A 19,557-nucleotide genomic window follows, 5' to 3' on the forward strand; every position below is an offset into this window, starting at 1 on the left:
GAGGCGCCTATTCCTCATCGGATCTCCCCTTTGAAAACTTACTCTTTTCGGCGGGATTTAGCACAGACTCCCGCAAGCCCGCGGCTTTTTTTCCCTAGCGGTCACTAGGATTAATTACTCACTGAGCGGGTAAATTCCTTCAGCAGACGACCTACAGTTCGAAACTAGCGACGACCTGACCAATTCTGATGTCGTTCTGTCGCTTATGTATTTTGCGAACGGATAGACTATTTTCCTCGATGTCGATGCAGCGGCTGCCGGGCCAAGGAAAGTATGATCCGAGATTGATCACCGTTTGTTGGCCTCGCTTCCAGATACCTGGTTTGTGGGTGTGTCCCACGACGATGAACTTAGGGGATAGTCCGAAACGCTCGGCCAATGAGACGGCTCGGTATGGAACCTCCCTCCAACTTTTGAGGATGCGGAAAGGAGTGGTGGGAGGCCAGGCTTGGTGGAGGAAGATCTTCAGCTTGCCCCAGAGGGTAGGGTTGTACTTTTTGTCATCCTTGTGGGCTCGGGATGTGACGAGCTTGTGGAGGTGAAGATAGTCGTGGAGATCTTGCTCTGTTTTGCCAGTGGCCTCTGGGTCGATGATGGCGGCATGCTTGCGGAGGTTGGCGATGTTCGAGCTCCAAGGGGCAATTTCCGGAAAAAGTCCGTCTCCATGGGTGATGAAGACTTTTCCATCGAGGATGTTGAGTGAGTGGATTTCGGAGATCTCCGGGTCGTGGTTTCCAGTGATGACGCTAACTTTGCAGCCCCATTTTTGCATTTCCGTCTCGAAGCGTTGTTTTTCTCTGATGGCGTCGTAGTGATCCACGTCAAGATCGCCATACTTCAGTTCGAGGGTGTCCCCGTTAAAAATCAGCCAATCAACGCCTTCGGCGAGAGGCGCGAGCGCTGCCAGGTCGTCGATAACACTGGCTCTATGGCCAACGTGCAGATCGGAGACGATGCGAATTTTAGAGGACATTTAATGTTAAAAAGATGAAACGAAGTAATCGGATGCAACCCGAGTCCCTAAAGAGAGCAAGCGGGAAACCGATGGATAGGTGACCATCACTCCACTATGAAAGCTAAGAATTTCGAACAGTTGCTAGGAGGCACGTTTGCCTCAAACCTCTCTCGGGACGCAATGATCGGCCTAAACAGCCTCGGGCGTAGCATCAATGAAAAGTCGGCTGAGGATGAGCTTTTCGAAACGGCCATTCGCAAGGCGAACGACGAACAGCTCCGTAAGCTCGCTCGTCTGCGTATCGACTCTGCTGCATCCAAGCATTTGGATTAGGGCTTTAGGCGAAGCTTTTTAGGAGTACCTTCGACTGACGCTGGTTTGCGTCGTAGATCGCCCGTCTGGTGAGCGGAAGGGCGTCCGGGCCTGCTTCTTCGAAACCGAGAAGGCTCGTGAAGAAGTTCTGAGTTTGCGTGGAGAGAGCGATCACGCGGCGCGCTCCCTCTTGCTCGGCTAGCTGGCAGGCAAAGCGGACGAGCTTTCGCCCGATGCCCTGACGTTGGTAGAATGGGTGCACGAATAGCGAGCTGACCTCCCGTAGCTCCGCATCTTCCCCGAAACGGTCGAGCAGCACGCAAGCCATAATGTTTCCGTCCACCTCGTAGACGTAGTAATTGTGGATCTTCTCTTCGATGGATGCCATCGAACGCTCCATTAGCTCTTCGCGAGCGACACCGCTGCGTGTGAGGTGGTAGACGAGTGGAACCTCGTCTCGGGTCGCTCGGCGGATTTGCTGGTACTCGTTTCCGTAAATGAGCGTTCCAACGCCTTCGTTGGAGAACACCTCTCGAATCAAGCCGTCGTGGATGCGTCCGTCGAGGATGTGGATACGTGAAATTTCCGCTTTTACGCCTCTTAATGCCTGCACGGCTTTGCTTTTAAGGGCTGGCGATAGCTCGCTGAAATGAGGAGCGGCGACGAATTCTTCGAGCTCGGCGACGGGGATTTGCTGGGTCAGGCGTCCGTCTTGGCTGAACCCGTTTTCCTGGGAGAGGAATAGAATCTTGGTCGCGCCCATCGCGATGGCGGTGTCGACGGCGAGGGCGTCTGAGTTGATGCGCAGGGTATGTCCGTTGCGATCGAAGCCGATGGGTTGGATGATCGGGATGATGTTCTTGGAAATGAGATGCCGCAGGAAATCGGCATCGATCTGGTCGGTCTTACCGGTGTTTAGTAGGTCGACTCCCTTTAGGATACCGACGGGCTTTGCCTTGACGGAATTGGTGATCGCGCACTTGAGCTTCGCCTTTGTGAGCGCTTCGAGGATCTGGTGGGAGACGCGGGAGGAGGCGCGGATGGCGAGGTCGAGGGTCGGGCCGTCGGTGGCTCCGCTTCCGTCGACGTTGCTAGGCGTAATGGACTTCGTAGCGGAGAGGTCGGCGAGCTGTTTGCCGATGCCGTGTACAATGACGACATTGATCTGCAAGCTGCGCAGGACGGCGATATCGAGTAGCAGGTTGGGCAGGTTGTCGCTTTCGATGATAGAACCGTCGAGTGCGACTACGAAAGTTTGTCCCAGAAATCTGGGTACATAGTTAAGGATGCCGCGCAGGTCGGTTGGCTTGATCGTCTGTTCGCTCTCGCTTGCGTCCATGGTTCGTAAAGGTGCCGCATTCAAGCGAATGCAGGGGTGGAAGCAAGGAGAGAGTGGGATAGGCTAAATCTCGGTGGGGCAGTGTGGGACTGCTCTAGTTCTCTTCGGTTGAAGTTGGTCCGTCTTCGCGGTCTTCGTCCACTGTCGCCTTGCTGGGGTCGAGATTTTGGATCTGCCATTCGGCTAAGCGGTCCTGATTAATGAAGCTAACTTTTATCGAGTCTGCAGCGATAGGATCGGTGGGTATGAGGAAGGTAGTAGGCGTCGGTTCGCCCTGGAGCAGGCTCGGGTCCACATCCTCCATCTTCTCGACGAAAAGGGTGGCGAGGATGAAGAGTTCACCTTCCTTGTAGAAGGTGAGGATATTGAGCAGCTCGCTCGTGGCGAGTGGCTCGGGTACGTGGAGGCGAATCGGTAAGGACTCGCCCGGAGTAAGGCTGTCTGGAGATTCGGTCCTGATAAACCCAGGAACGAGTACTGGGCGTCCGGCCATATAGTACTTGAGTTGTTCGGGGATGACGAGGTCGAGCGCATCCTCGTATTCGCGGGAGCTGGAGCTAGCGGGTGAGTTAATATTGGCTTCCTCGGTAGCGCGAGTCGTCTTGATACTGTACCAATCGTAGAAGTTCTTTTCCACGATTGCGTTCTTGCGATCCATCATGGCTTGGAAGGGCTCGAAGGCAGTGCCCTCCTTGCGGTACTCGAAGTTGATCCAAGTGTAAACTCCCATGAAGAGCACGATGGCTAGGGCGATCGGCCACATGGGCCACGGCTTGCGGTCCGCGATGCCGCTCGGCAGCTGGTTCTTGGTTTCAGGCTTTTCGGGAGTGCTCATGAGCTTGCCTAGGGAGCGCGAAATGGAGCGGAGTTAAAGCCAGAAATCGAGAGCGAGAGGTTTCAAGCGGGACGGAATCGCATCGTGTGGCCGTTTCCCTTGCGAGCCAGCCATATTTAAGGATTGTGTGGGAGGCGAGGCAGCGCATTTTTTGGCCCTCAATCACCATGGACTACTGGAGCAAGCAATATATCCCAACCCTCAAGGAAAGCCCCGCGGAAGCGGAAATCGACTCGCACAAGTTGCTCCTTCGAGCGGGACTAGTGCGCAAGATAGGCAGCGGCATCTATGCCTTCTTGCCTTTGGGAGCCAAGGCTTTGGATAACGTGAAGCGCCTTTGCTGCGAGGAAATGAACAGGGCGGGCGCCATGGAATTGCTGATGCCTGCAGTTGTGCCAGCTGATTATTGGAAGGCAGGTCCTCGCTGGAGTGCGGCCCGCGAGATCATGTACCAAGTGGCTAGTGCCGGAGAAAATGCGGAATTTCCCGAAGAACCCGCTTTCGTGCTCGGTCCAACGCATGAGGAAATAATCACCCCTCTCATCGGCAGCGAAGCGAATAGCTACCGCGACATGGGAAAAACGTTTTACCAAGTGCAGACGAAGTTTCGTAACGAGATTCGTCCTCGCTACGGACTGATGCGCGCTCGCGAGTTCATCATGAAGGACGGCTACAGTTTCGATGCGACTGACGAAGAAGCCACCGAGACTTACAAGAACATGGCCAAGGCGTACGAGAAGTTCTTCGCTCGCTGCGGCTTGAAGTTCATTTCCGTCGAGGCTGACACCGGTGTAATGGGCGGCGCCTTCTCGCACGAGTTCATGGTGCCTGCTGAAGTGGGCGACGACGATGTAGTCTACAACATCGAGAGCGGTTACGCGGCAAATGTGGAAAAGGCAACCAGCGGAATCATCCCTGCTGATCTCGAAGACGCGGCGCCGGTTGGCGATATCGAAAAGTTTGAGACGCCTGGCGTTAAGACTATCGAAAAGCTCGCGCAGGAGTTTGAAGTCCCCGCCGACCAGCAGTTCAAGACCTTGCTTTTCGTTGGTGACGACAAGCTCTTCGCAGTCGTCGTTCGCGGTTGCGACCAAGTCGAGGAAGCGAAGCTCGGCTCGCTTGGCTATGCTTTGATCCGTCCTGCGACTGTGGACGAGATCTTCGAAGGGATGGGCGCTTATCCAGGAAGCTTGGGCGCGGTGAAGGGCACTATCAAAAACCGCGAAAAGCTCGATGGCGTTTACGCTGACGAGGCAATACGTTTGGTAGGTAACGGAGTGACTGGAGCCAATGAGAAGGCGATGCACTTGAAAAACGTTAACGTCACGCGCGACCTCGACATCGATCGTTTTGGCGACTTCCGCAAAGTACAAGCTGGCGAGCCTTGTCCGGTGTCGGGTAAACCACTCGAAATCCAGCGCGCGATCGAAGTGGGGCACATCTTCAAGCTCGGTACCAAGTACAGCGAAAACGAAGAGTATGGCGCTCTCTACGTCGACAAGGATGGCAACCGGCAGCCTGCGGTGATGGGGTGCTACGGTATCGGGATTTCTCGTACACTGCAGTCGATCATCGAGCAGAAGCACGACAAGAACGGTATCGTTTGGCCATGGTCGGTGGCGCCTTACCAAATCATCATCACCGTTCTGGATCCTGGTATGGAAGAAGCGGATACGTTGGCACTTGAATTGGGGCAGGCTGCGGAAGCCGCTGGAGCGAGCGTGTTGGTAGACGACCGAGCGGAGCGCCCTGGCGTGAAGTTCAAGGATGCTGACTTGATCGGTATCCCGCTGCGAATCACCATCGGTGGTCGTGGCCTCAAGAATGGCGAAGTCGAGATGAAGTGGCGTGATGAAGAGTCATCCCAGAACGTCGCGATCGGGGATGCGGTACGTGTCTTGCTCGAGGGAATCGAGGCGAAGTCGAAACTGTAGACATACGATATTTGATGGTAGCACCTGTAACCAGTGTTGGATCTCCGGCTGCGGATACGCAGACGAAAGACGAAACGGCCCTTTCAGATGTGTGGGGCGTGATTGTGCTCAACGATCCCGTCAACCTGATGTCCTACGTGACTATGGTGCTCGAGCGCGTGTTACGCATGTCTCGGACCAAAGCGGAGCAGCACATGATGGAGGTGCATCACAAAGGTCGTTCCCTCGTTTGGAAAGGCAATCGGGAGAAGGCGGAAGGATACGTCTTCCAACTTCAAGAATGGCACCTGAACGCGATCTTGGAACGTGATGAGACAGATTGAAATAAGGCTAGATCCCGCCCTGGTCGAGTCGTTGCTCAAGACCATCCGACCGGTGCTCGATGCGTTGCAGGACGAATTGGCGACTCCGGCGGAGTTTCCGGACGACGATGAGCTGCTGGAAGATTTTTGGACGAGCGATTTGCTCAATTCCCAGCGAGAGGAGCTAAAGATCATCGAGAATCTCTTTGATGACGAGTTCATGCTCAGCGGTCGGGCTTTGATCGCGGCAGACGAGATGGACAAGGTAATTCGTGCGTGCTCGGCGATCCGACTCAAGCTGCGCGAAAGGATGCTGGAGCCGATCGGCGATTCGCAACTGGAAGAGGGAAACCTCGAAGGTGTCGAGTGGACGGACGAATTGCAAATTGGTTACGCCGCCTACGCCTTGTTCGCGAGCTTGCAGGAGCTGATCATTTCTCAGCTTTCGGAGCCTGTGGAAGACGGGTCGGAGTCGGAAGACGATCCTGACTGGAGCGCGGACGATGAAGACTTGGAGGACGAAAGATAGTAGATGAGCAGTTACTCTTGTATCCACTGCGGCGAGACGGCTGCGAAAAGCCACGACTGTTGCTCCTCTGGGTGCGACCTCGCTCGCCGATTGCCGCGAGGCGAGACGGACTTGCCGGCGACTTGGCAGCTCGGAGTGGCTTTGGCCTGGGGATTCTTAGTGTTCAATCAATTGCTCTTCGCGGGTATGGACCTCCTTGCTCTCTCGAAGAACGAGACGGAGAACGCCGCGAAGTTTGCTGTGCTTTCTCTGGTTGCGGGGGCGGTAGTGCTGTTGGTGAACGGCTTTTTCTTTGTGATTTCGAAGCCTAAGCTGTTCAGCGATTGGCAGGTGCTGGCCATCAGCGCGGGCATTGCTTTCGTGGGCGGATATCGCCTAGGTGAAATCTTTGGCGAACCTCAAGTTCTCGGCTTTTTGCTCGGCAACTTGCTGATCAGTGCGTGGTTAGCTCGCGGGCTGTTTCGCGGTCCGGCGTCAAAAAAGAAGCAAAACTTTTAGGGTCATCGCATTGGGGTTGACGCGTTGCTGGTGTCGCTGAATATCCAAGGTCTTCGCGTACCCTGCGGTGTTCGAGGTGCTGATAAAACGCTCATCGCCTACTTTACCTTTACGGGAGTCTCGAAGGATGGTTGATGCTAAGCCGTAAACCGGAAAGCAGAGGTTGTCCGACGGTCGCCCACTTGTATTTAAACAGGACTATGAGCCCCTTTGGCATACGGCACAATGGTGGGGTACGCGTCTTTTTTTTTACGAAGAGTGATTCATTAGATTGCTCTTTCGCTTAAAGGCTTGGTAGAGGTGGTCTTATATGGACCCGAAAATCTATTCCCTAATCCACGTCTTTTCGATCCTGATGCTCAGCGGCTCGATCTTCTACATCGCTGCTAATCCGCAGAAGCATAAGAAGGCAAAGATGATGGCCATCAACGGTACCGTTGGCCTGATTGCCCTCGTGGGTGCTTTTGGTTTGATCGCCAAACTCGGCTACAGCTATTCGGCGGGTTGGATCATCGTCAAGCTAGTGGCTTGGCTCTTCCTCATGGGACTAGCAGGTATGGCTTACAAGAAGCCAAAGGGATTTGTTCTCTCAGGTCTGATTATCGCGGTCGGCGTGGCGGTTTACATGGTCTACTTTCGCCCGTTTTAGCTTTGCCTTCTCGGCGCAATTTTCTCCGGCCTCGAGGCGTTTCGCCTTGGGGCTTCTTTGTTTCTGTCTGAGCTGAGCGAGGACTTGCCTCAGATTAGAGAAGCTTTCGCAAACCCCAACCCAGCTGATATATGAAGCGTAGAGATTTCCTTGGTCGTGTCGCAGGGGCTGCCGTGGCAGCGCCATTGATCGGTTCTGTCGCCTACTCTAAGCCTCGAGGAACGTTGCCGGAAATCCCGAAGGTGACTTTCGAAAAGTCTGGTATCACGACTACGCGCCTCGCTCAAGGTACGGGATTTAATGGGTGGGATCGGCAATCTGACCAAACGCGTCAAGGTTTCGAGGAATTCGTAAACTTGCTGAGGCACGGGTACGACCGAGGCATTCGCTTGTTCGATTTGGCGGACTTGTATGGCACTCACTACTACTTCCGCGAAGCTTTGCGCTTCATCCCGCGAGATGAGGTGACCATCCTGACCAAGCTTTGGTGGCGCTACAACGACGAGAACCCCAAGTCAATGAGCTTGGACGAACAGCGTCGTTCGGCCCGCACCGCAGTGGAGCGGTTCCGCATGGAACTGGACGTAGAGGTGATCGACATTCTGTTGATGCATAATGTCATGTCGCCGGAGTGGGACGAGGATATGGCTGGCTTTATCGAGGTGTTGCATGAGTATCGGGACAGAGGTGTCATTCGTGCTCTTGGAATGTCCTGCCACACTTTGAGCGCTCTCGAACGAGCCGCCGAGACGGAGTGGGTGGAGGTCGCGTTGACTCGTATCAATCCTTATGGAAAACACATGGACGGCACCCCCGAGGAAGTCATGCCGGTGCAGCGTCGCTTCAAGGAGCGCGGGGCCAACGTGATCGGGATGAAGATTTTTGGAGCAGGTGGCTTGGTCGACAAGCGCGAAGAGTGCATGGAGTTCGCCCAAAATCTAGGATACCTAGATTCCATGACAATTGGGGCTCGGTCACCAGAGGAGATCGACGACAATATTCGACTGATGGCGAAGTACCCCGCTAAATAAGGGAGCAGCTGGCGTTGGTGATTTGCGTGGACGCAGGGTGAAACTCCGCGCTACGGTTTGGAATGACTGGCTCTGTTTTGGAATCTCTTTGCGGTGTGTGGATAAGCCCGGAGGGCGTAGCTCATTTGACTTGGGCGAATTCGACTGGAGAGCGTCGGGAGGAAACGAAGCCCTTTGTACCCTTTGTCTGGGGACGGGAAGAGTTTGCGTCGGCAGAGACCGAAGGTGTCGTAGCGGAGAGTTTGTCAGGGAATGGTGAATACAACCATCTCGTCCGGTTCGACTCCTTGGATCGTTATCGTGGATTTGTAAAAGAGCATGGTCGTGGTGGCTCCATCGATTGGATACGTTTGTTGGAAAGCCAATTCCTGATGGAGCAACGGCTCCGGCTCTTCGATGGAATGAAGTTTGCCGATCTGCGGCGGCTTCAGCTCGATATCGAAACAGCCTGCGAAGTAGAAGGGGCTTTCAGCAGCCCAACTCGAAAAGGGGATCGCGTGCTCGCGATCGGGTTACGCTGTGGGGACAAGGTCGAAACGCTTGTTTTGGAAGAGCGCACTGACGCAGCGGAACGCGCATTGCTCAAACAGTTGAACGAGCGTATTCAGAGCCTGGATCCGGATGTGATAGAAGGGCATAACATCTTCAAGTTCGACCTCGATTATCTGTGGCGCCGTGCTAGGCGCTTCAAGCTTGGGAGTCAGTGGGGCCGCTATGGCCAGGATGCGAGCTTTCGCAAGACACGGATTCGTGTGGCGGAGAGAATGATAGACTATACGCGTTGTGATATTCCCGGTCGGGCCGTGGTCGACACATATTTGCTGGTGCAAATCTTCGATATCACTACGCGCGAACTGATGTCGTATGGTCTGAAGGACGTAGCAAAATTCTTTGGCGTGACTTCTCAAGAAGGCGAGGAGCGGACATACATCGAAGGAGCAAAGATCCAGTACATGTTCGATGACGACCGAGAGACCTTTCTGGACTATTTACGCGATGATTTGCGGGAGACCGAGGGAGTCGCAAATCGCTTGTTACCCACTTATTTCGAACAGGCGAAAGCGTTTCCGACGACACTGCAAGAAGCCTGTTTGCGCGGTTCCGCCAGCAAAGTGGACCTCGTATTTCAAGAGGAGTACTATCATGCGCGTGCGACTTGTCCGATGCCTGGCGAGGTGAGTTCCTTTGAAGGAGGTTATACCGCGAGTTTCGCCGAAGGTATTTACGAAAAAGTGCTGCATTTCGACGTGGCTTCGCTGTATCCGAGCTTGCTCTTGCTGATCAATCGAAACCCCAAGCGTGATCATCTGCAGGTTTTCATCCCGATGCTCAAGCGCCTACGGGAATATCGACTTAAATATAAGAAGCTGGCTCGAGAGATTGAAGATCCGTCATTGGCGGGTGAATACGATGCGCGACAGACTAGCTTCAAGATTTTGATCAACTCCTTTTATGGTTACCTCGGTTTCTCCGGAGCACGGTTTGGCGATGCGGAGTTGGCAGCGGAAGTCACGGCCAAGGGACGCGAGATCTTGCAGTCCTTGATCGCGTTTTTTCGGGAGGCGGGTTGCGAGCCGCTGGAGGCGGATACGGACGGCATCTATGTCTCGGCTGGGAAGTATTTCGATGACGAAGCACGCTTGCTCGCGAAAGCGCAGGAGATATTGCCCGAAGGAATCGAGCTCGAGTACGATGGAAAATATGTATCCATGTTTTGCTACAAGGCGAAGAACTATGCATTATATGATGGCGAAAAGGTGACGATTCGTGGATCGGGGCTGCGTTCTCGGGGAATGGAACCGTTCTTGAAAGATCTCACTTGGAAATTGATCTATAGTCTTTTGGGCGCGACGAAAGAGGATCCGGTTCGAGTGGCTCTAGATGTCGAGACTCGAATTAAGGATCAGGAGCTGCCGGTAGAGGAAATAGCCAAATCCGAGGTTCTGAGCCAAAGTCCAGAGGCATACAAAAAGAAGATGGAGACAGTGGGAAAGCCGCGTCGCGCTTCGGCTGAGGTGGCCTTGAAAATGGAAAAGGCAGTGGGAATGGGAGATCGCGTTTCTTACTTCATCCAACCAAAGAAGACGGGGCAAAGCTCTGATTGGCAGCGAGCGTATCCGGTGGCCGGATATGACAAAGAGGAGCGTCCTTACGACCCCGTCTATTACGTCAAAAAGCTCAATGATTGGCGGAAACGATATGCAACTTTTTGTCCGGCCTTGATGGAGAATCCGGATCAAGGCGAATTATTTTAACGCGGACTGGTCGGAGCTACGGTGATGTGGAAAGAGGAATTAATCGAACGCTTGGGGCTGGAGCGATTGGACCATGAGGGAGGATGGTTTCGGCGTATTCATACCGGAGCGAAGGATGAAGGCGGTCGGGCCTGCAGTACGACTATCTATGCCTTGTTTACGCGAGAGGAATTCTCGGCACTGCACCGCTTGGATGCGGTGGAGCAGTTCTTCTTTTTGGATGGGGATCCGTTTGAGGTGTTTCGAATCGGAGCGAATGGGGTGGGCCGAACTGATGTCTTGGGTAGGGAAACACCGCATCTGGTTTTCGAGGCGGGGTGCTGGTTTGGAGAAGGGCCGGAGGCGTCTGGGGCTCTGGGCTGGACCTTGATGAGCTGCGTGGTGACGCCGGGATTTGAATGGGACGGGTTTGAAATCGGAGAGCGGAATGGGTTGTTGGCTGCGTATCCGAAGTTTGGGGAAGAGATTCGGAGGCTGACGCGGTGATTTTTTAACCACAGATATCACTGATTTTCACAGATGGATTTTGAAGATGGATGGTTGGCGTTGCCTATGGGGATTGGAGCGATTTAGGTTACTAAGTCTTCAATTATTCGGCAGTTCTCTGTTTTTGGTTCTCCGCGTTTCATTAAATTTTCGATCCGCTGCTTGATCGGGTTTGGGTTAGGGTCGACGATGACCACTTCTTCGAATTCTCGAATTGTAGCCCCAAGGAGCATGCCCAATTCAGGATCGAGTTCGGAGATTGAGATGCCGTAGAGGATGAGACGTTTGCATTTCAAAAGTTCGCGTAGAGCTTCCTCGTGCTGTTTGATCGATTCCGTTTGTTGTGCCTCGTTCCAATACGGTTCTCCCATTGCCTCTGTGGGGAGGTATAATGTTTCGGGATATGCTATACTGCCGTGGAGGTGCAGTACCTCTCCGTTGTACCCGTATGTCGTCAGTGTCTTTTCAAGTTGGAGATCCCAGTTTGTTGTCAATGGAACAATTCCGTCTGTCTTTCCGGAAATGTGTTTAGTGTAAATTTCTGAGAAGTAGCGCCTGAGATGAATATCTTGGGCTTGGTGCAGTTCTTTCGCTATTTTTGCTTTTATTTTAGATAGATCATCTGATGCTTTCTTAAGGACCTTACGACATTCTTGCTTTTGGGGATCTTTCAGGCCTTTTTGCACTAGTTGGCGGGCAAAAAAACGCAGTTGATAAACCTGCGTCGAGAAAATGAAATTGGCTAGATGGCCCTTCTCCTCACTCAGGTCAAGGGCACGAAGAACCGGAGCCCAGCCGTTTTCTATGGACCCTGCTCCTGTCAATAATGCGGTGGTTTTCATGTTTTGTTCTCCTTGTGCTTTTTGACGAAAAGTGGGTAGGGGGAGCTAGGATTATTCTGGGGATGCTCGACGATGCACTTTTGGTATGAGTCTTCAGGAAGGGCGTGAAACCATTCGAGGACTTGATCGACTTCTTGTTGGGCGCCTGAATGGGTAGGGTAGAGAGTGACGGACAGGATGCCTGCGGGCTTGAGGATTTCGAGGCTGGCGCGAAGAGCGGTTAGAGTTGTGGAAGCTTGGGTGATTAACCTGGTGTCAGCTCCGGGCAGGAAACCAAGGTTGAAGACGATGGCGGCGATTTGACCACGGTGCAGGGCAGGGACCGTCTCTAGAAGGGTTTCGTGGCCAGCTTTGAGGAGCGTGGTTTGCAAGAGGAGGTTTTGTTTAGCCAGCCGCTGGTAGGTGGCGGAGATAGCTTGTTCCTGTATGTCGTAGGCAAATACATGTCCGGAAGGGCCGACTTTTTCAGCGAGCCATTGGGTGTCGTGGCCGTTGCCTGCAGTGGCATCGATGGCGGTGTCACCGGGCCTAAGATTGCCGAGGATGGTTTCTTTGACGACGTTTGTTGCGATCCAGCGTTTGGCCTTGCTGGCGGGCTTTCTTATGAATCTTGAAGGGAGGACTTCGAGAGGGATTGTGGATCTTTGGGAGAGGCTCTTGATGAGGGCGTCGGCGAAATAGGGGATTTGGAGGGAGCCTTTGCTGCCGAAGCCGTTGAAGGCGATGAGATGCGGGTGTTCGGGGTGTGGGCCGACGACTGGGTAGGCTCCTGCGGTGGCGGGGCGGACGCCGGCTTGGATATCATCGAACTGCCAGGTGTCGGTACCGAGTTCGGCGTCGAGGAATTGTTTCAATTCTTGGATACCCGCATGGTCGGGAGTGTCGGTGGGATCGTCCCAATTGTAGGTAGCTCCGACTTGGATGCTGCCATCGTGGCGGGGTACGATGAATTTTGATTTCAGGATTATTGGGCGGCTTGGTTCCGAGGGGTGGGTTTCGGGTGGAGAATGGAGTTTGATGGTGGCGATGATGCCTTTTGCGGGTTTGTAGGGGACGAACTGGAAATGAGGGTTGCGGGTGGCGAGGTGGCCTTCTGCGAATATCGCGAAATCGGCGGTGTAGTCACGGAAGGCTAAGCCCTTTTCAGTGAGGTGGACTTTGTCGTAGTTAAATGTTGATGACAGGAGGCTGTCTTGCTGAGCAAGTTGGGCTTGAAGAAGTTCGAGGAGAGCTTTGGTGTCGAGGTAGCCGGCGTTGGGGATGGTGAAATGGGTGTCATCTGAGAAGCCGACCCACCGTTGGTGATCGGGATCGCCTTTTCGTTTCTGCCAGATCTGGGCTTCTTGCTGGTTGGAAAAATAGCGGTGGATGGCGCGTGGGTGGAAGAGAGAGGTGGCGTGTTGTTGTTCGAGTTGTTGGTAGTATGCCTTGGCGTGAGGGATGAGGATGTCGGCTTGCCAGACAAGCTTGAGTCGCTTGCCGCCGATAGGGTTTATCAGGCCGGCGGCGACACGGGAGCAGCGGGAGTGCTGGGGCGCGTCCACGAGCAGCACCTTTTGTCCGTTGGCAGTGAAGCGTTCTGCGAGGATCGTGCCGGCGAGGCCACCTCCGAAGATGATTGCTGTGAGTTGTTTCGGAATGGGAGTTTCGGGTTCGTAAATTTGGGTAGACTATGAGGGGCGGTAGCTTTTGGGTGCAAGGCTGCCTTATGAAGATGAAAAAGAAGCCAAACCTTTACCTCGTGGGATTTATGGGGACTGGAAAAAGTACGGTGGGTCGACAGGTCGCCCAGCGTATGGGTTTGGCATTCGTCGACAGTGACCACGCGATCGAGGTTTTGCAGGGGAAATCGATTCCGGAGATTTTTGCGGCGGAAGGGGAGCACGCTTTCCGTGAAATGGAGAAATCTTTCATAGAATCCGGGCATACTGCTGAGGGAAACCTTGTGTCATGCGGGGGAGGCCTAGCGGTGCAACCAGGTATGATGAGGCTGCTGAAGTCGCGCGGGTTGGTGTTTTCGCTGATCGCTACGGCCAAGGGAATTTACGAGCGCACGCGTCACAATTCCAACCGTCCGCTGCTTCAGGTCGAGGATCCACTGTCGGAAATTGAGAAGCTACTGGCAGTACGTGATCCTATCTACCAGAAAGCTCATTGCTGCATCCTTACGGAAGGCCGTACAGTGAGCGAAGTGGTAAGTCATGTATGCCGATCCTATAAACTTGAGTCAGCTCAGTGGACAGAATGATTTCAGGTCAGGAGAAAGAGTCGTTTCGAGAGTCGATCCTGGGTCTAGGTTTCGATGCGGTCCGGTTCACGGATTTGAGTCCGGTGTCGAATGATCGGTTGAAGGAATGGATCGCGGCTGGCTATCACGCTGACATGGAGTGGATGGCTCGTTCGATAGAGAAGCGTTTGGATCCGAGCCTGGTGTTGGAAGACGCGTGCTCGGTTATCATGTTGGGGGTAAACTACCTGCCTCCGAAGGAGGAGTCAGCACGCACCCAGACGGGTTTTGCGAAGTATTCGCTGTATCGAGATTACCATGACACGGTACTGGCGGGACTAAGGTCGCTCGGCGCAATGTTAGAGGAGCGGTTTGGCTTGGGCTCACAGGATTATCGTTTCTACACAGATACTGGACCGGTGATGGAACGCGGCTGGGCTGCTGCGGCTGGTATGGGCTGGCAAGGCAAGAATGGTATGCTGATTTCCAAGGAGCATGGGAATTGGCTCTTGCTGGCGACGGTATTTGTGAGTTTGGATATCGAGGCAGATGAGGGCTTGAAGAAGAATGCACCCTCTGAAAAGTCGAACCACCTGGGTTTGTTGTGCGGGAAGTGTACCCGCTGTATGGACGCCTGTCCGACGGAGGCGATCGTGGAGCCAGGGATTTTGGATACGCGGAAGTGTATTTCGTACCAGACGATCGAGAATCGAGGGACGATTCCGGTTGAACTCAGGGCGAAGTTTGGCGGGCGTGTCTATGGTTGCGATATTTGTTTGGATGTCTGTCCGTGGAATCGCTTTGCCGAAGCGGGGCGTTTACAGCTTTTAGAGGCTCGCTATGCTCCAGTGGACTTGGGGCTTTTGGAGCTGTTGCGTTTGGACGTGGCGACCTATCAGGAGGTGTTTCGGAAGATGCCCCAAAAGCGTACGAAGCGCAGCGGATTGCGTCGCAATGCCTGCGTGGCTGCGGGGAACCTGCTGAGGTGCGAGGACTGGTGGCCGAAGGAAGCGAGCGATGCGGAGCGGGACGCGTTTTTGGCGGAAGTGAAACGAGAGTTGGTTTCGATTGCGGAGAGCGATGACGAGCCGATGGTGCGAGGACATGCTGTCTGGGCGGTGTATCAACTTTGTGGTGACGATGCGGATGAATTACTCGCTGAGGCGAAAGACGGTGAGACCGACGAAGGCGTCTTGGCGGAGTATGTGGATGCGGGGTGATCTCGCAACGCGGGCGGGGTGGAACCCGTCCCTCCGTTAAAATTTGTTGTCGATCGCTTCTCGGAAAAAGGCGGGGGGCTTGGTGGGGCGGCCGTCGGGGGTTATAAAAGCGTGAGTGGTGCTGGCGGTGGCTAAGAGCTCTTCGCCGCGGGTCAGTTGGTAGTCGATCTTGATTTTGATGGACGGCTTTTCGGTAATACGGGTGTGAATGGTTACTGTATCATCGTATTTAGCAGGGCGTTTATACTTCACGCTGACGTCGAGGACGGGAAGCATGAGTCCGCGGGCTTCGATTTCCTTGTACGGAAGGCCGTTTTCTCGCAGTAACTCTGTACGGCCAATTTCCATCCATGGTAGGTAGTTGGCGTGATAGACTATACCCATCATGTCGGTTTCCGCGTAGCGTACTTGGATTGTGGTGACGCTTTCGATCATGGGAGGAGAGAATGACGGATTGAATCGCGTGACAATAGTCTTCGTTCGAAATCGAGCTAGGCTCGTTGCAAACTAGATGCTTTCTTAAAACGATTCTTCAGGAGCAGAGCTCGACGGCTTGCTCCGATTCGTCGAGAGACGGATCGATGGTGATGTCCCAGCGGTTGAAGAGGAGGTCGGCCGATTGCAGCCATGTGTTGCGGCGTGCCCACTTCTTGCCGTTGCGTCCCATTTTTTCGCGCAGCTCACGATCTTGGATTAGGGTAGAGAAAGCGGCCGTGAGCTCGGATTGGTTGCCTGGTTCGACGAGAATTCCGTTCTCGCCGTGGGAGACGGCCTCGGCAACGCCTCCGATGCGGTGGGCGATGATGGGGAGTCCGTGGGCTGCAGCTTCCAAGTAAACAAGCCCAAAGCCTTCGACGCTCTTACGGAAGTTGACGCTAGTCATGGAGAAGATGTCAGCTCTGGCGTAGATGTCCTCGAGCTCTTCGGTCGAGACGTCTCCGAAAAAAGAGACCCCGAAGTCCATCTTTTCGGCGAGCGACCGGAGCTCTGTTTCGTAGCCGTGTTTCTTTCCGGTGCCGACGAGCCAGAACGTCACCTGCCGGCGAAGCTGGCGGGGAAGTTGGGCGAGGGCTTCGAGGATGAAGGCTTGGCCCTTTCGCGGATGGATGCGGCCAACGGTGAGGATGTGCACCTTTTTTGAGCTGCGGTTTTGCCGGTTCTCGAGTTCCGCGAAGTCGGAACGTAGGGCGCACGGGGTAAGAAAAGTCTTACATTTGGCCTCGGGAAAATGCTGTTTCAGTAGGCCATGGGTATATTCGGATGGAGTGCTGATGCGGTCGGCTCGCTTAATGAGGGCGTTTACGGCCAGGCGTTTTCCGGGATTGGCGGCGAAGGTTTGGATTTCGGTGCCGTGGAAGGTGAGGATGAGCTTGCGCGGTTTGAAGGACTTGAAGAATTGCAAGTAGCACATTGCGAGGACTGGACCAGGGTCGCAGAGATACACGATCGCATTTCTCAGGCGTCGACGCTCCCGGATCATTTCCATAGCGAGACGGGCTTGGCAGGAGAGGTCTTGGCTGCCTTTGAGCTCGAGTCGGCGAATGTCGAAAGGGAAGTCCGAGTCTTCCGGAGAAGCGGTTTTTGGGGCCCAAACCTCTACGGTGCGGCCTAGTTTGACGGCAGCTCGGGCCATTTCTTCCGTGAATGTGGCTATCCCACCCTTTGTCGGGGCGAACTCGTGTGTGAGTATCAGGATCGGTGCGCTGGCGGCGTGTTCCATTTTAAGAGATTGCCGGCGCTGTCGCGGGCTGGTTCGGATTCTGAATTAATTGCAGGCAATGAGCATGGGCTAATCAACTCTAAAAGCGGGCGACTATTCCTAGCCTAATCAATTAAGGGGTTCCATTGTTGGACGGGATTGCGCTACTGGATGTGGGGTTGGCCTCTCTTTTGCTGTTTACAAGGGCAAGCGGCCGTCCTTTTTTACACGCTTCACATGTCTGAGCAGACTACCAAGCCAAACCAGCACGCAAGACCCGCCGAACAAAGTGCAGACGACCTCCTGAAGGAGTCACTCAAGCGCTGTTCTCCGGAAACAATTAAGGCTGCCCTCGCGTTTCGTCAAAGTGGCGACGTCAGCCTCGTCCCGACGGTGGTTCTAGGCATTATAGAGCGATTCCTTGAGCCAGAGGTCGTCGACACCCTGAAAGATGGCGATGATTCGGTGAAGTTCATGGAAGACCTCGGCATGGATTCGCTCACGATGTTCGAGGCGATTATGATGGTAGAGGAGTCCCTCGGGGTGAGCATTAAGAACGAGGAGCTTTGGGATTTGCGCACGGTCGGCGACTTGAAGGCGTTCATCGCTGCCAAGCTCTCTGGTGTGGAAGTGGACGCCAAGGCCAAGTCGTACCCAATCGAGCAAATTGCGGCGGTGATGCCCCAGCAGGAGCCGTTTCTGTTTTTGCAGGCTGCTGAAATAGATGGACCGAAGGCGAAAGGGACTTACAAAATCTCCGGTAAGGAAGCGTTCTTAGCGGGACATTTTAAGAATAATCCAGTTTTCCCTGCTTCGATTATGCTCGAGGCCCTCGGGCAGCTAGGAGTTTTCCATTTTCTCTCGACTGATGAAGCTGCTCTGGAATCGGTTGGAGACTCGATCTTTTTCACCGGTGCGGACGGTGTGCGATGCAGTAGGGTATGCAAGCCGGGCGACACTCTCGAGTTGAGCGTAGAATTGAAGCGTCGTCGCGATCCTATGGTGGTTTATTCGGGTAAGATCACTGTCGGCGGAGAAAAGGCTGCGACGGCGGAGGAGATTACTTTGATCGTGGCTCCGGCTGAAGAAACACCTGCCAAGGCTTGAGCCTAAGCTTAGGCTCGACTTATTTAGGCTCGCGTCGTGTTTTCGTTGGAAAACGAAGCAGGTTTCATGGGACTTCAGCGAGTATTTGTAACAGGGATTGGAATTGTGAGCAGCATCGGAAACGATGTGCAAACAGTGGTGGATAGCTTGCGCAGCTTGAAGCACGGTTTCGAAGCCTTCACTCCGCAAAATGCCAGCATCCCGAGTCAGGTTAAGCTTGCTGGGACCGTAAAAGGGTTCGACGTGAGTTCTCCCGATTTCGAGGATTGGACCTTGCCCGCTCCGTATCGGATTCGTCGAGACGTGATGCGCTCTCTACCTCCGCATGGTCCTTACGTGCATGTAAGCATGGCTCAAGCGATCGAGAGTGCCGGGCTAGAGGAGCCGGATATCTCGAATCTGGATACGGGAATATATACGTCTTCGGGGGGCTCGACCCGATTGATCCACCAGAACACGACGCGGCTGCATCAGCTCGGCCCGATGCGTTGCCCGCCAACTGGTATCGTGGCCTCTATCGCGGGGACATTGAGCTTCAATTTGGTGGCTCAGTTCAAGATCCGGGGAAATTCATGTGGTTTTTCGTCCGCTTGCGCCTCATCGGGCCATGCTATGGGCTTCGCCTATGACGACATCGCATTGGGGCGGCAGAAGCGTATGTTCGTGGCGGCAGGGGAGGATTTGAACGACGAATCTCTGCTACCATTTTCCGGTATGCGAGCTTTGTCCTTGGAGAGTGATCCAGCCCTGGCTTCCTGTCCCTTCGATAGGAGGCGTAATGGTTTTGTAAGTACAGGAGGAGGTGCAGTCCTGGTACTCGAAAGCGAGGAAGAAGTGCTGCGCCGCGGAGTAACGCCCTACGCCGAAGTCCTCGGATGGGGACAGGCTAGCGATGGACACAATGTAGCGATGTCTCATCCGGAAGGGGTTGGCCTCGTGGAAGCGATGCAACGCGCCCTGCGTTCTGCCTCGCTAGATGCCAGCCAAGTGGACTACATAAATGCCCATGCGACTTCGACTTTGGTCGGAGATTTAAGCGAAGGGCGTGCTATTAAAGAGGTATTCGGGAAACAAGGACACGGGCCTCGCGTTTCGAGCACGAAAGCGTTGACGGGTCATGGGTTGTCTTTGGCTAGCGCTTTGGAAGCTTCGATCGTGTCCCTATCGCTGAAGGAACGTTTCACCCCGGGGTCTGCTCATATCCGAGAGCTCGATCCCGAGTTTGAAGGAGTGAATGTGATACGTGAGACCTTGGACGAGGGGCCGCGTATTGCTTTGAGCAATAGCAGCGGCTTCGGCGGGGCGAACGTATCGCTCGTGTTAAAGAAGGTGTAAGG

Annotated in this window: 20 protein-coding genes and 1 other RNA gene; 14 read left to right on the forward strand and 7 right to left on the reverse strand. The window is 54.2% G+C overall.

What is annotated here, in order from left to right:
- Nucleotides 1-151: 151 nt before the first annotated feature.
- A complete protein-coding gene (locus QEH53_RS13785) occupies nucleotides 152-973 on the reverse strand; it encodes a metallophosphoesterase (RefSeq protein WP_309023792.1) in 822 nt (273 codons plus the stop codon).
- Between the two features lie 96 nt (nucleotides 974-1,069).
- Between QEH53_RS13785 and QEH53_RS13790 the strand changes: the two genes are divergently transcribed.
- A complete protein-coding gene (locus QEH53_RS13790) occupies nucleotides 1,070-1,288 on the forward strand; it encodes a hypothetical protein (protein WP_309023793.1) in 219 nt (72 codons plus the stop codon).
- 4 nt (nucleotides 1,289-1,292) lie between these two features.
- On the opposite strand, the gene argA is transcribed toward QEH53_RS13790, so the two are convergent.
- Together argA and QEH53_RS13800 are read right to left on the reverse strand one after the other, a co-directional pair.
- A complete protein-coding gene (gene argA, locus QEH53_RS13795; protein ID WP_309023794.1) occupies nucleotides 1,293-2,606 on the reverse strand; it encodes an amino-acid N-acetyltransferase in 1,314 nt (437 codons plus the stop codon).
- Nucleotides 2,607-2,700: 94 nt separating this feature from the next.
- Nucleotides 2,701-3,441, reverse strand: coding sequence for a hypothetical protein (locus QEH53_RS13800; protein WP_309023795.1), 741 nt, complete (start codon nucleotides 3,439-3,441; stop codon nucleotides 2,701-2,703).
- Nucleotides 3,442-3,608: 167 nt separating this feature from the next.
- Here QEH53_RS13800 and QEH53_RS13805 point away from each other — a divergent pair, with 167 nt between their 5' ends.
- The 9 genes from QEH53_RS13805 to QEH53_RS13845 all read left to right on the forward strand — a co-directional run bounded on the left by QEH53_RS13805 (nucleotide 3,609) and on the right by QEH53_RS13845 (nucleotide 11,125).
- A complete protein-coding gene (locus QEH53_RS13805; protein ID WP_309023796.1) occupies nucleotides 3,609-5,375 on the forward strand; it encodes a proline--tRNA ligase in 1,767 nt (588 codons plus the stop codon).
- Nucleotides 5,376-5,389: 14 nt separating this feature from the next.
- Complete coding sequence (locus QEH53_RS13810) at nucleotides 5,390-5,698, forward strand: ATP-dependent Clp protease adaptor ClpS (protein ID WP_309023797.1); 309 nt, start codon at nucleotides 5,390-5,392, stop codon at nucleotides 5,696-5,698.
- On the forward strand, nucleotides 5,685-6,206 hold the full coding sequence (locus QEH53_RS13815) for a hypothetical protein (RefSeq protein WP_309023798.1): 522 nt from the start codon (nucleotides 5,685-5,687) through the stop codon (nucleotides 6,204-6,206). The genes QEH53_RS13810 and QEH53_RS13815 overlap by 14 nt, the downstream gene beginning before the upstream one ends.
- Nucleotides 6,207-6,209: 3 nt before the next feature.
- Complete coding sequence (locus QEH53_RS13820) at nucleotides 6,210-6,704, forward strand: hypothetical protein (RefSeq protein ID WP_309023799.1); 495 nt, start codon at nucleotides 6,210-6,212, stop codon at nucleotides 6,702-6,704.
- Nucleotides 6,705-6,760: 56 nt separating this feature from the next.
- Nucleotides 6,761-6,943: non-coding RNA, 6S RNA (gene ssrS / locus QEH53_RS13825), on the forward strand.
- 71 nt (nucleotides 6,944-7,014) lie between these two features.
- Nucleotides 7,015-7,353 carry a hypothetical protein gene (locus tag QEH53_RS13830; protein ID WP_309023800.1) on the forward strand — a complete coding sequence of 113 codons (339 nt, stop codon included), beginning with the start codon at nucleotides 7,015-7,017 and terminating at the stop codon, nucleotides 7,351-7,353.
- A gap of 131 nt (nucleotides 7,354-7,484) precedes the next feature.
- Entirely contained in the window at nucleotides 7,485-8,384 is a 900-nt protein-coding gene (locus tag QEH53_RS13835; protein ID WP_309023801.1) for an aldo/keto reductase, read from the forward strand.
- Nucleotides 8,385-8,446: 62 nt separating this feature from the next.
- Complete coding sequence (locus QEH53_RS13840; protein ID WP_309023802.1) at nucleotides 8,447-10,639, forward strand: DNA polymerase domain-containing protein; 2,193 nt, start codon at nucleotides 8,447-8,449, stop codon at nucleotides 10,637-10,639.
- 24 nt (nucleotides 10,640-10,663) lie between these two features.
- Nucleotides 10,664-11,125 (forward strand): cupin domain-containing protein, encoded by a 462-nt coding sequence (locus QEH53_RS13845; RefSeq protein ID WP_309023803.1) that lies wholly within the window; start codon nucleotides 10,664-10,666, stop codon nucleotides 11,123-11,125.
- 83 nt (nucleotides 11,126-11,208) lie between these two features.
- Here QEH53_RS13845 and QEH53_RS13850 read toward each other — a convergent pair whose 3' ends face one another.
- Nucleotides 11,209-11,967, reverse strand: a complete 759-nt coding sequence (locus QEH53_RS13850; RefSeq protein WP_309023804.1) for a hypothetical protein — start codon at nucleotides 11,965-11,967, stop codon at nucleotides 11,209-11,211.
- Complete coding sequence (locus tag QEH53_RS13855; protein ID WP_309023949.1) at nucleotides 11,964-13,628, reverse strand: FAD-dependent oxidoreductase; 1,665 nt, start codon at nucleotides 13,626-13,628, stop codon at nucleotides 11,964-11,966. The genes QEH53_RS13850 and QEH53_RS13855 overlap by 4 nt, the downstream gene beginning before the upstream one ends.
- Before the next feature lie 53 nt (nucleotides 13,629-13,681).
- Here QEH53_RS13855 and QEH53_RS13860 point away from each other — a divergent pair, with 53 nt between their 5' ends.
- Together QEH53_RS13860 and queG are read left to right on the forward strand one after the other, a co-directional pair.
- Nucleotides 13,682-14,215, forward strand: coding sequence for a shikimate kinase (locus QEH53_RS13860; protein WP_309023805.1), 534 nt, complete (start codon nucleotides 13,682-13,684; stop codon nucleotides 14,213-14,215).
- Nucleotides 14,212-15,414 carry a tRNA epoxyqueuosine(34) reductase QueG gene (gene queG / locus QEH53_RS13865; RefSeq protein ID WP_309023950.1) on the forward strand — a complete coding sequence of 401 codons (1,203 nt, stop codon included), beginning with the start codon at nucleotides 14,212-14,214 and terminating at the stop codon, nucleotides 15,412-15,414. The genes QEH53_RS13860 and queG overlap by 4 nt, the downstream gene beginning before the upstream one ends.
- Nucleotides 15,415-15,450: 36 nt before the next feature.
- Here the strand turns inward: queG and QEH53_RS13870 are convergent, their stop codons facing one another.
- Nucleotides 15,451-15,849 carry a thioesterase family protein gene (locus tag QEH53_RS13870; RefSeq protein WP_309023806.1) on the reverse strand — a complete coding sequence of 133 codons (399 nt, stop codon included), beginning with the start codon at nucleotides 15,847-15,849 and terminating at the stop codon, nucleotides 15,451-15,453.
- Between the two features lie 97 nt (nucleotides 15,850-15,946).
- A complete protein-coding gene (locus QEH53_RS13875) occupies nucleotides 15,947-17,134 on the reverse strand; it encodes a glycosyltransferase family 4 protein (protein ID WP_309023807.1) in 1,188 nt (395 codons plus the stop codon).
- A 216-nt stretch (nucleotides 17,135-17,350) separates the two neighbouring features.
- Between QEH53_RS13875 and QEH53_RS13880 the strand changes: the two genes are divergently transcribed.
- Both QEH53_RS13880 and QEH53_RS13885 read left to right on the forward strand, forming a co-directional pair.
- Entirely contained in the window at nucleotides 17,351-18,220 is an 870-nt protein-coding gene (locus tag QEH53_RS13880) for a phosphopantetheine-binding protein (protein ID WP_309023808.1), read from the forward strand.
- 45 nt (nucleotides 18,221-18,265) lie between these two features.
- The gene (locus QEH53_RS13885) at nucleotides 18,266-19,555 is read left to right on the forward strand and encodes a beta-ketoacyl-[acyl-carrier-protein] synthase family protein (RefSeq protein WP_309023809.1); all 1,290 of its coding nucleotides are present in this window, start codon (nucleotides 18,266-18,268) and stop codon (nucleotides 19,553-19,555) included.
- Nucleotides 19,556-19,557 lie beyond the last annotated feature (2 nt).

Source organism: Pelagicoccus sp. SDUM812002, from assembly GCF_031127835.1.
In the GTDB taxonomy this organism is placed as follows: Bacteria; Verrucomicrobiota; Verrucomicrobiia; order Opitutales; family Opitutaceae; genus Pelagicoccus.

What these genes read in the sequence shown, in the direction of transcription:
- QEH53_RS13800 (WP_309023795.1), bottom strand. Translation starts at nt 3,441, where the DNA reads ATGAGCACTCCCGAAAAGCCTGAAACCAAGAACCAGCTGCCGAGCGGC.
- QEH53_RS13840 (WP_309023802.1), top strand. Translation starts at nt 8,447, where the DNA reads ATGACTGGCTCTGTTTTGGAATCTCTTTGCGGTGTGTGGATAAGCCCG.
- argA (WP_309023794.1), bottom strand. Translation starts at nt 2,606, where the DNA reads ATGGACGCAAGCGAGAGCGAACAGACGATCAAGCCAACCGACCTGCGC.
- QEH53_RS13835 (WP_309023801.1), top strand. Translation starts at nt 7,485, where the DNA reads ATGAAGCGTAGAGATTTCCTTGGTCGTGTCGCAGGGGCTGCCGTGGCA.
- QEH53_RS13880 (WP_309023808.1), top strand. Translation starts at nt 17,351, where the DNA reads ATGTCTGAGCAGACTACCAAGCCAAACCAGCACGCAAGACCCGCCGAA.
- QEH53_RS13860 (WP_309023805.1), top strand. Translation starts at nt 13,682, where the DNA reads ATGAAAAAGAAGCCAAACCTTTACCTCGTGGGATTTATGGGGACTGGA.
- QEH53_RS13820 (WP_309023799.1), top strand. Translation starts at nt 6,210, where the DNA reads ATGAGCAGTTACTCTTGTATCCACTGCGGCGAGACGGCTGCGAAAAGC.
- QEH53_RS13830 (WP_309023800.1), top strand. Translation starts at nt 7,015, where the DNA reads ATGGACCCGAAAATCTATTCCCTAATCCACGTCTTTTCGATCCTGATG.
- QEH53_RS13870 (WP_309023806.1), bottom strand. Translation starts at nt 15,849, where the DNA reads ATGATCGAAAGCGTCACCACAATCCAAGTACGCTACGCGGAAACCGAC.
- QEH53_RS13875 (WP_309023807.1), bottom strand. Translation starts at nt 17,134, where the DNA reads ATGGAACACGCCGCCAGCGCACCGATCCTGATACTCACACACGAGTTC.
- QEH53_RS13815 (WP_309023798.1), top strand. Translation starts at nt 5,685, where the DNA reads ATGAGACAGATTGAAATAAGGCTAGATCCCGCCCTGGTCGAGTCGTTG.
- QEH53_RS13790 (WP_309023793.1), top strand. Translation starts at nt 1,070, where the DNA reads ATGAAAGCTAAGAATTTCGAACAGTTGCTAGGAGGCACGTTTGCCTCA.
- QEH53_RS13785 (WP_309023792.1), bottom strand. Translation starts at nt 973, where the DNA reads ATGTCCTCTAAAATTCGCATCGTCTCCGATCTGCACGTTGGCCATAGA.
- QEH53_RS13805 (WP_309023796.1), top strand. Translation starts at nt 3,609, where the DNA reads ATGGACTACTGGAGCAAGCAATATATCCCAACCCTCAAGGAAAGCCCC.
- QEH53_RS13850 (WP_309023804.1), bottom strand. Translation starts at nt 11,967, where the DNA reads ATGAAAACCACCGCATTATTGACAGGAGCAGGGTCCATAGAAAACGGC.
- queG (WP_309023950.1), top strand. Translation starts at nt 14,212, where the DNA reads ATGATTTCAGGTCAGGAGAAAGAGTCGTTTCGAGAGTCGATCCTGGGT.
- QEH53_RS13845 (WP_309023803.1), top strand. Translation starts at nt 10,664, where the DNA reads ATGTGGAAAGAGGAATTAATCGAACGCTTGGGGCTGGAGCGATTGGAC.
- QEH53_RS13810 (WP_309023797.1), top strand. Translation starts at nt 5,390, where the DNA reads ATGGTAGCACCTGTAACCAGTGTTGGATCTCCGGCTGCGGATACGCAG.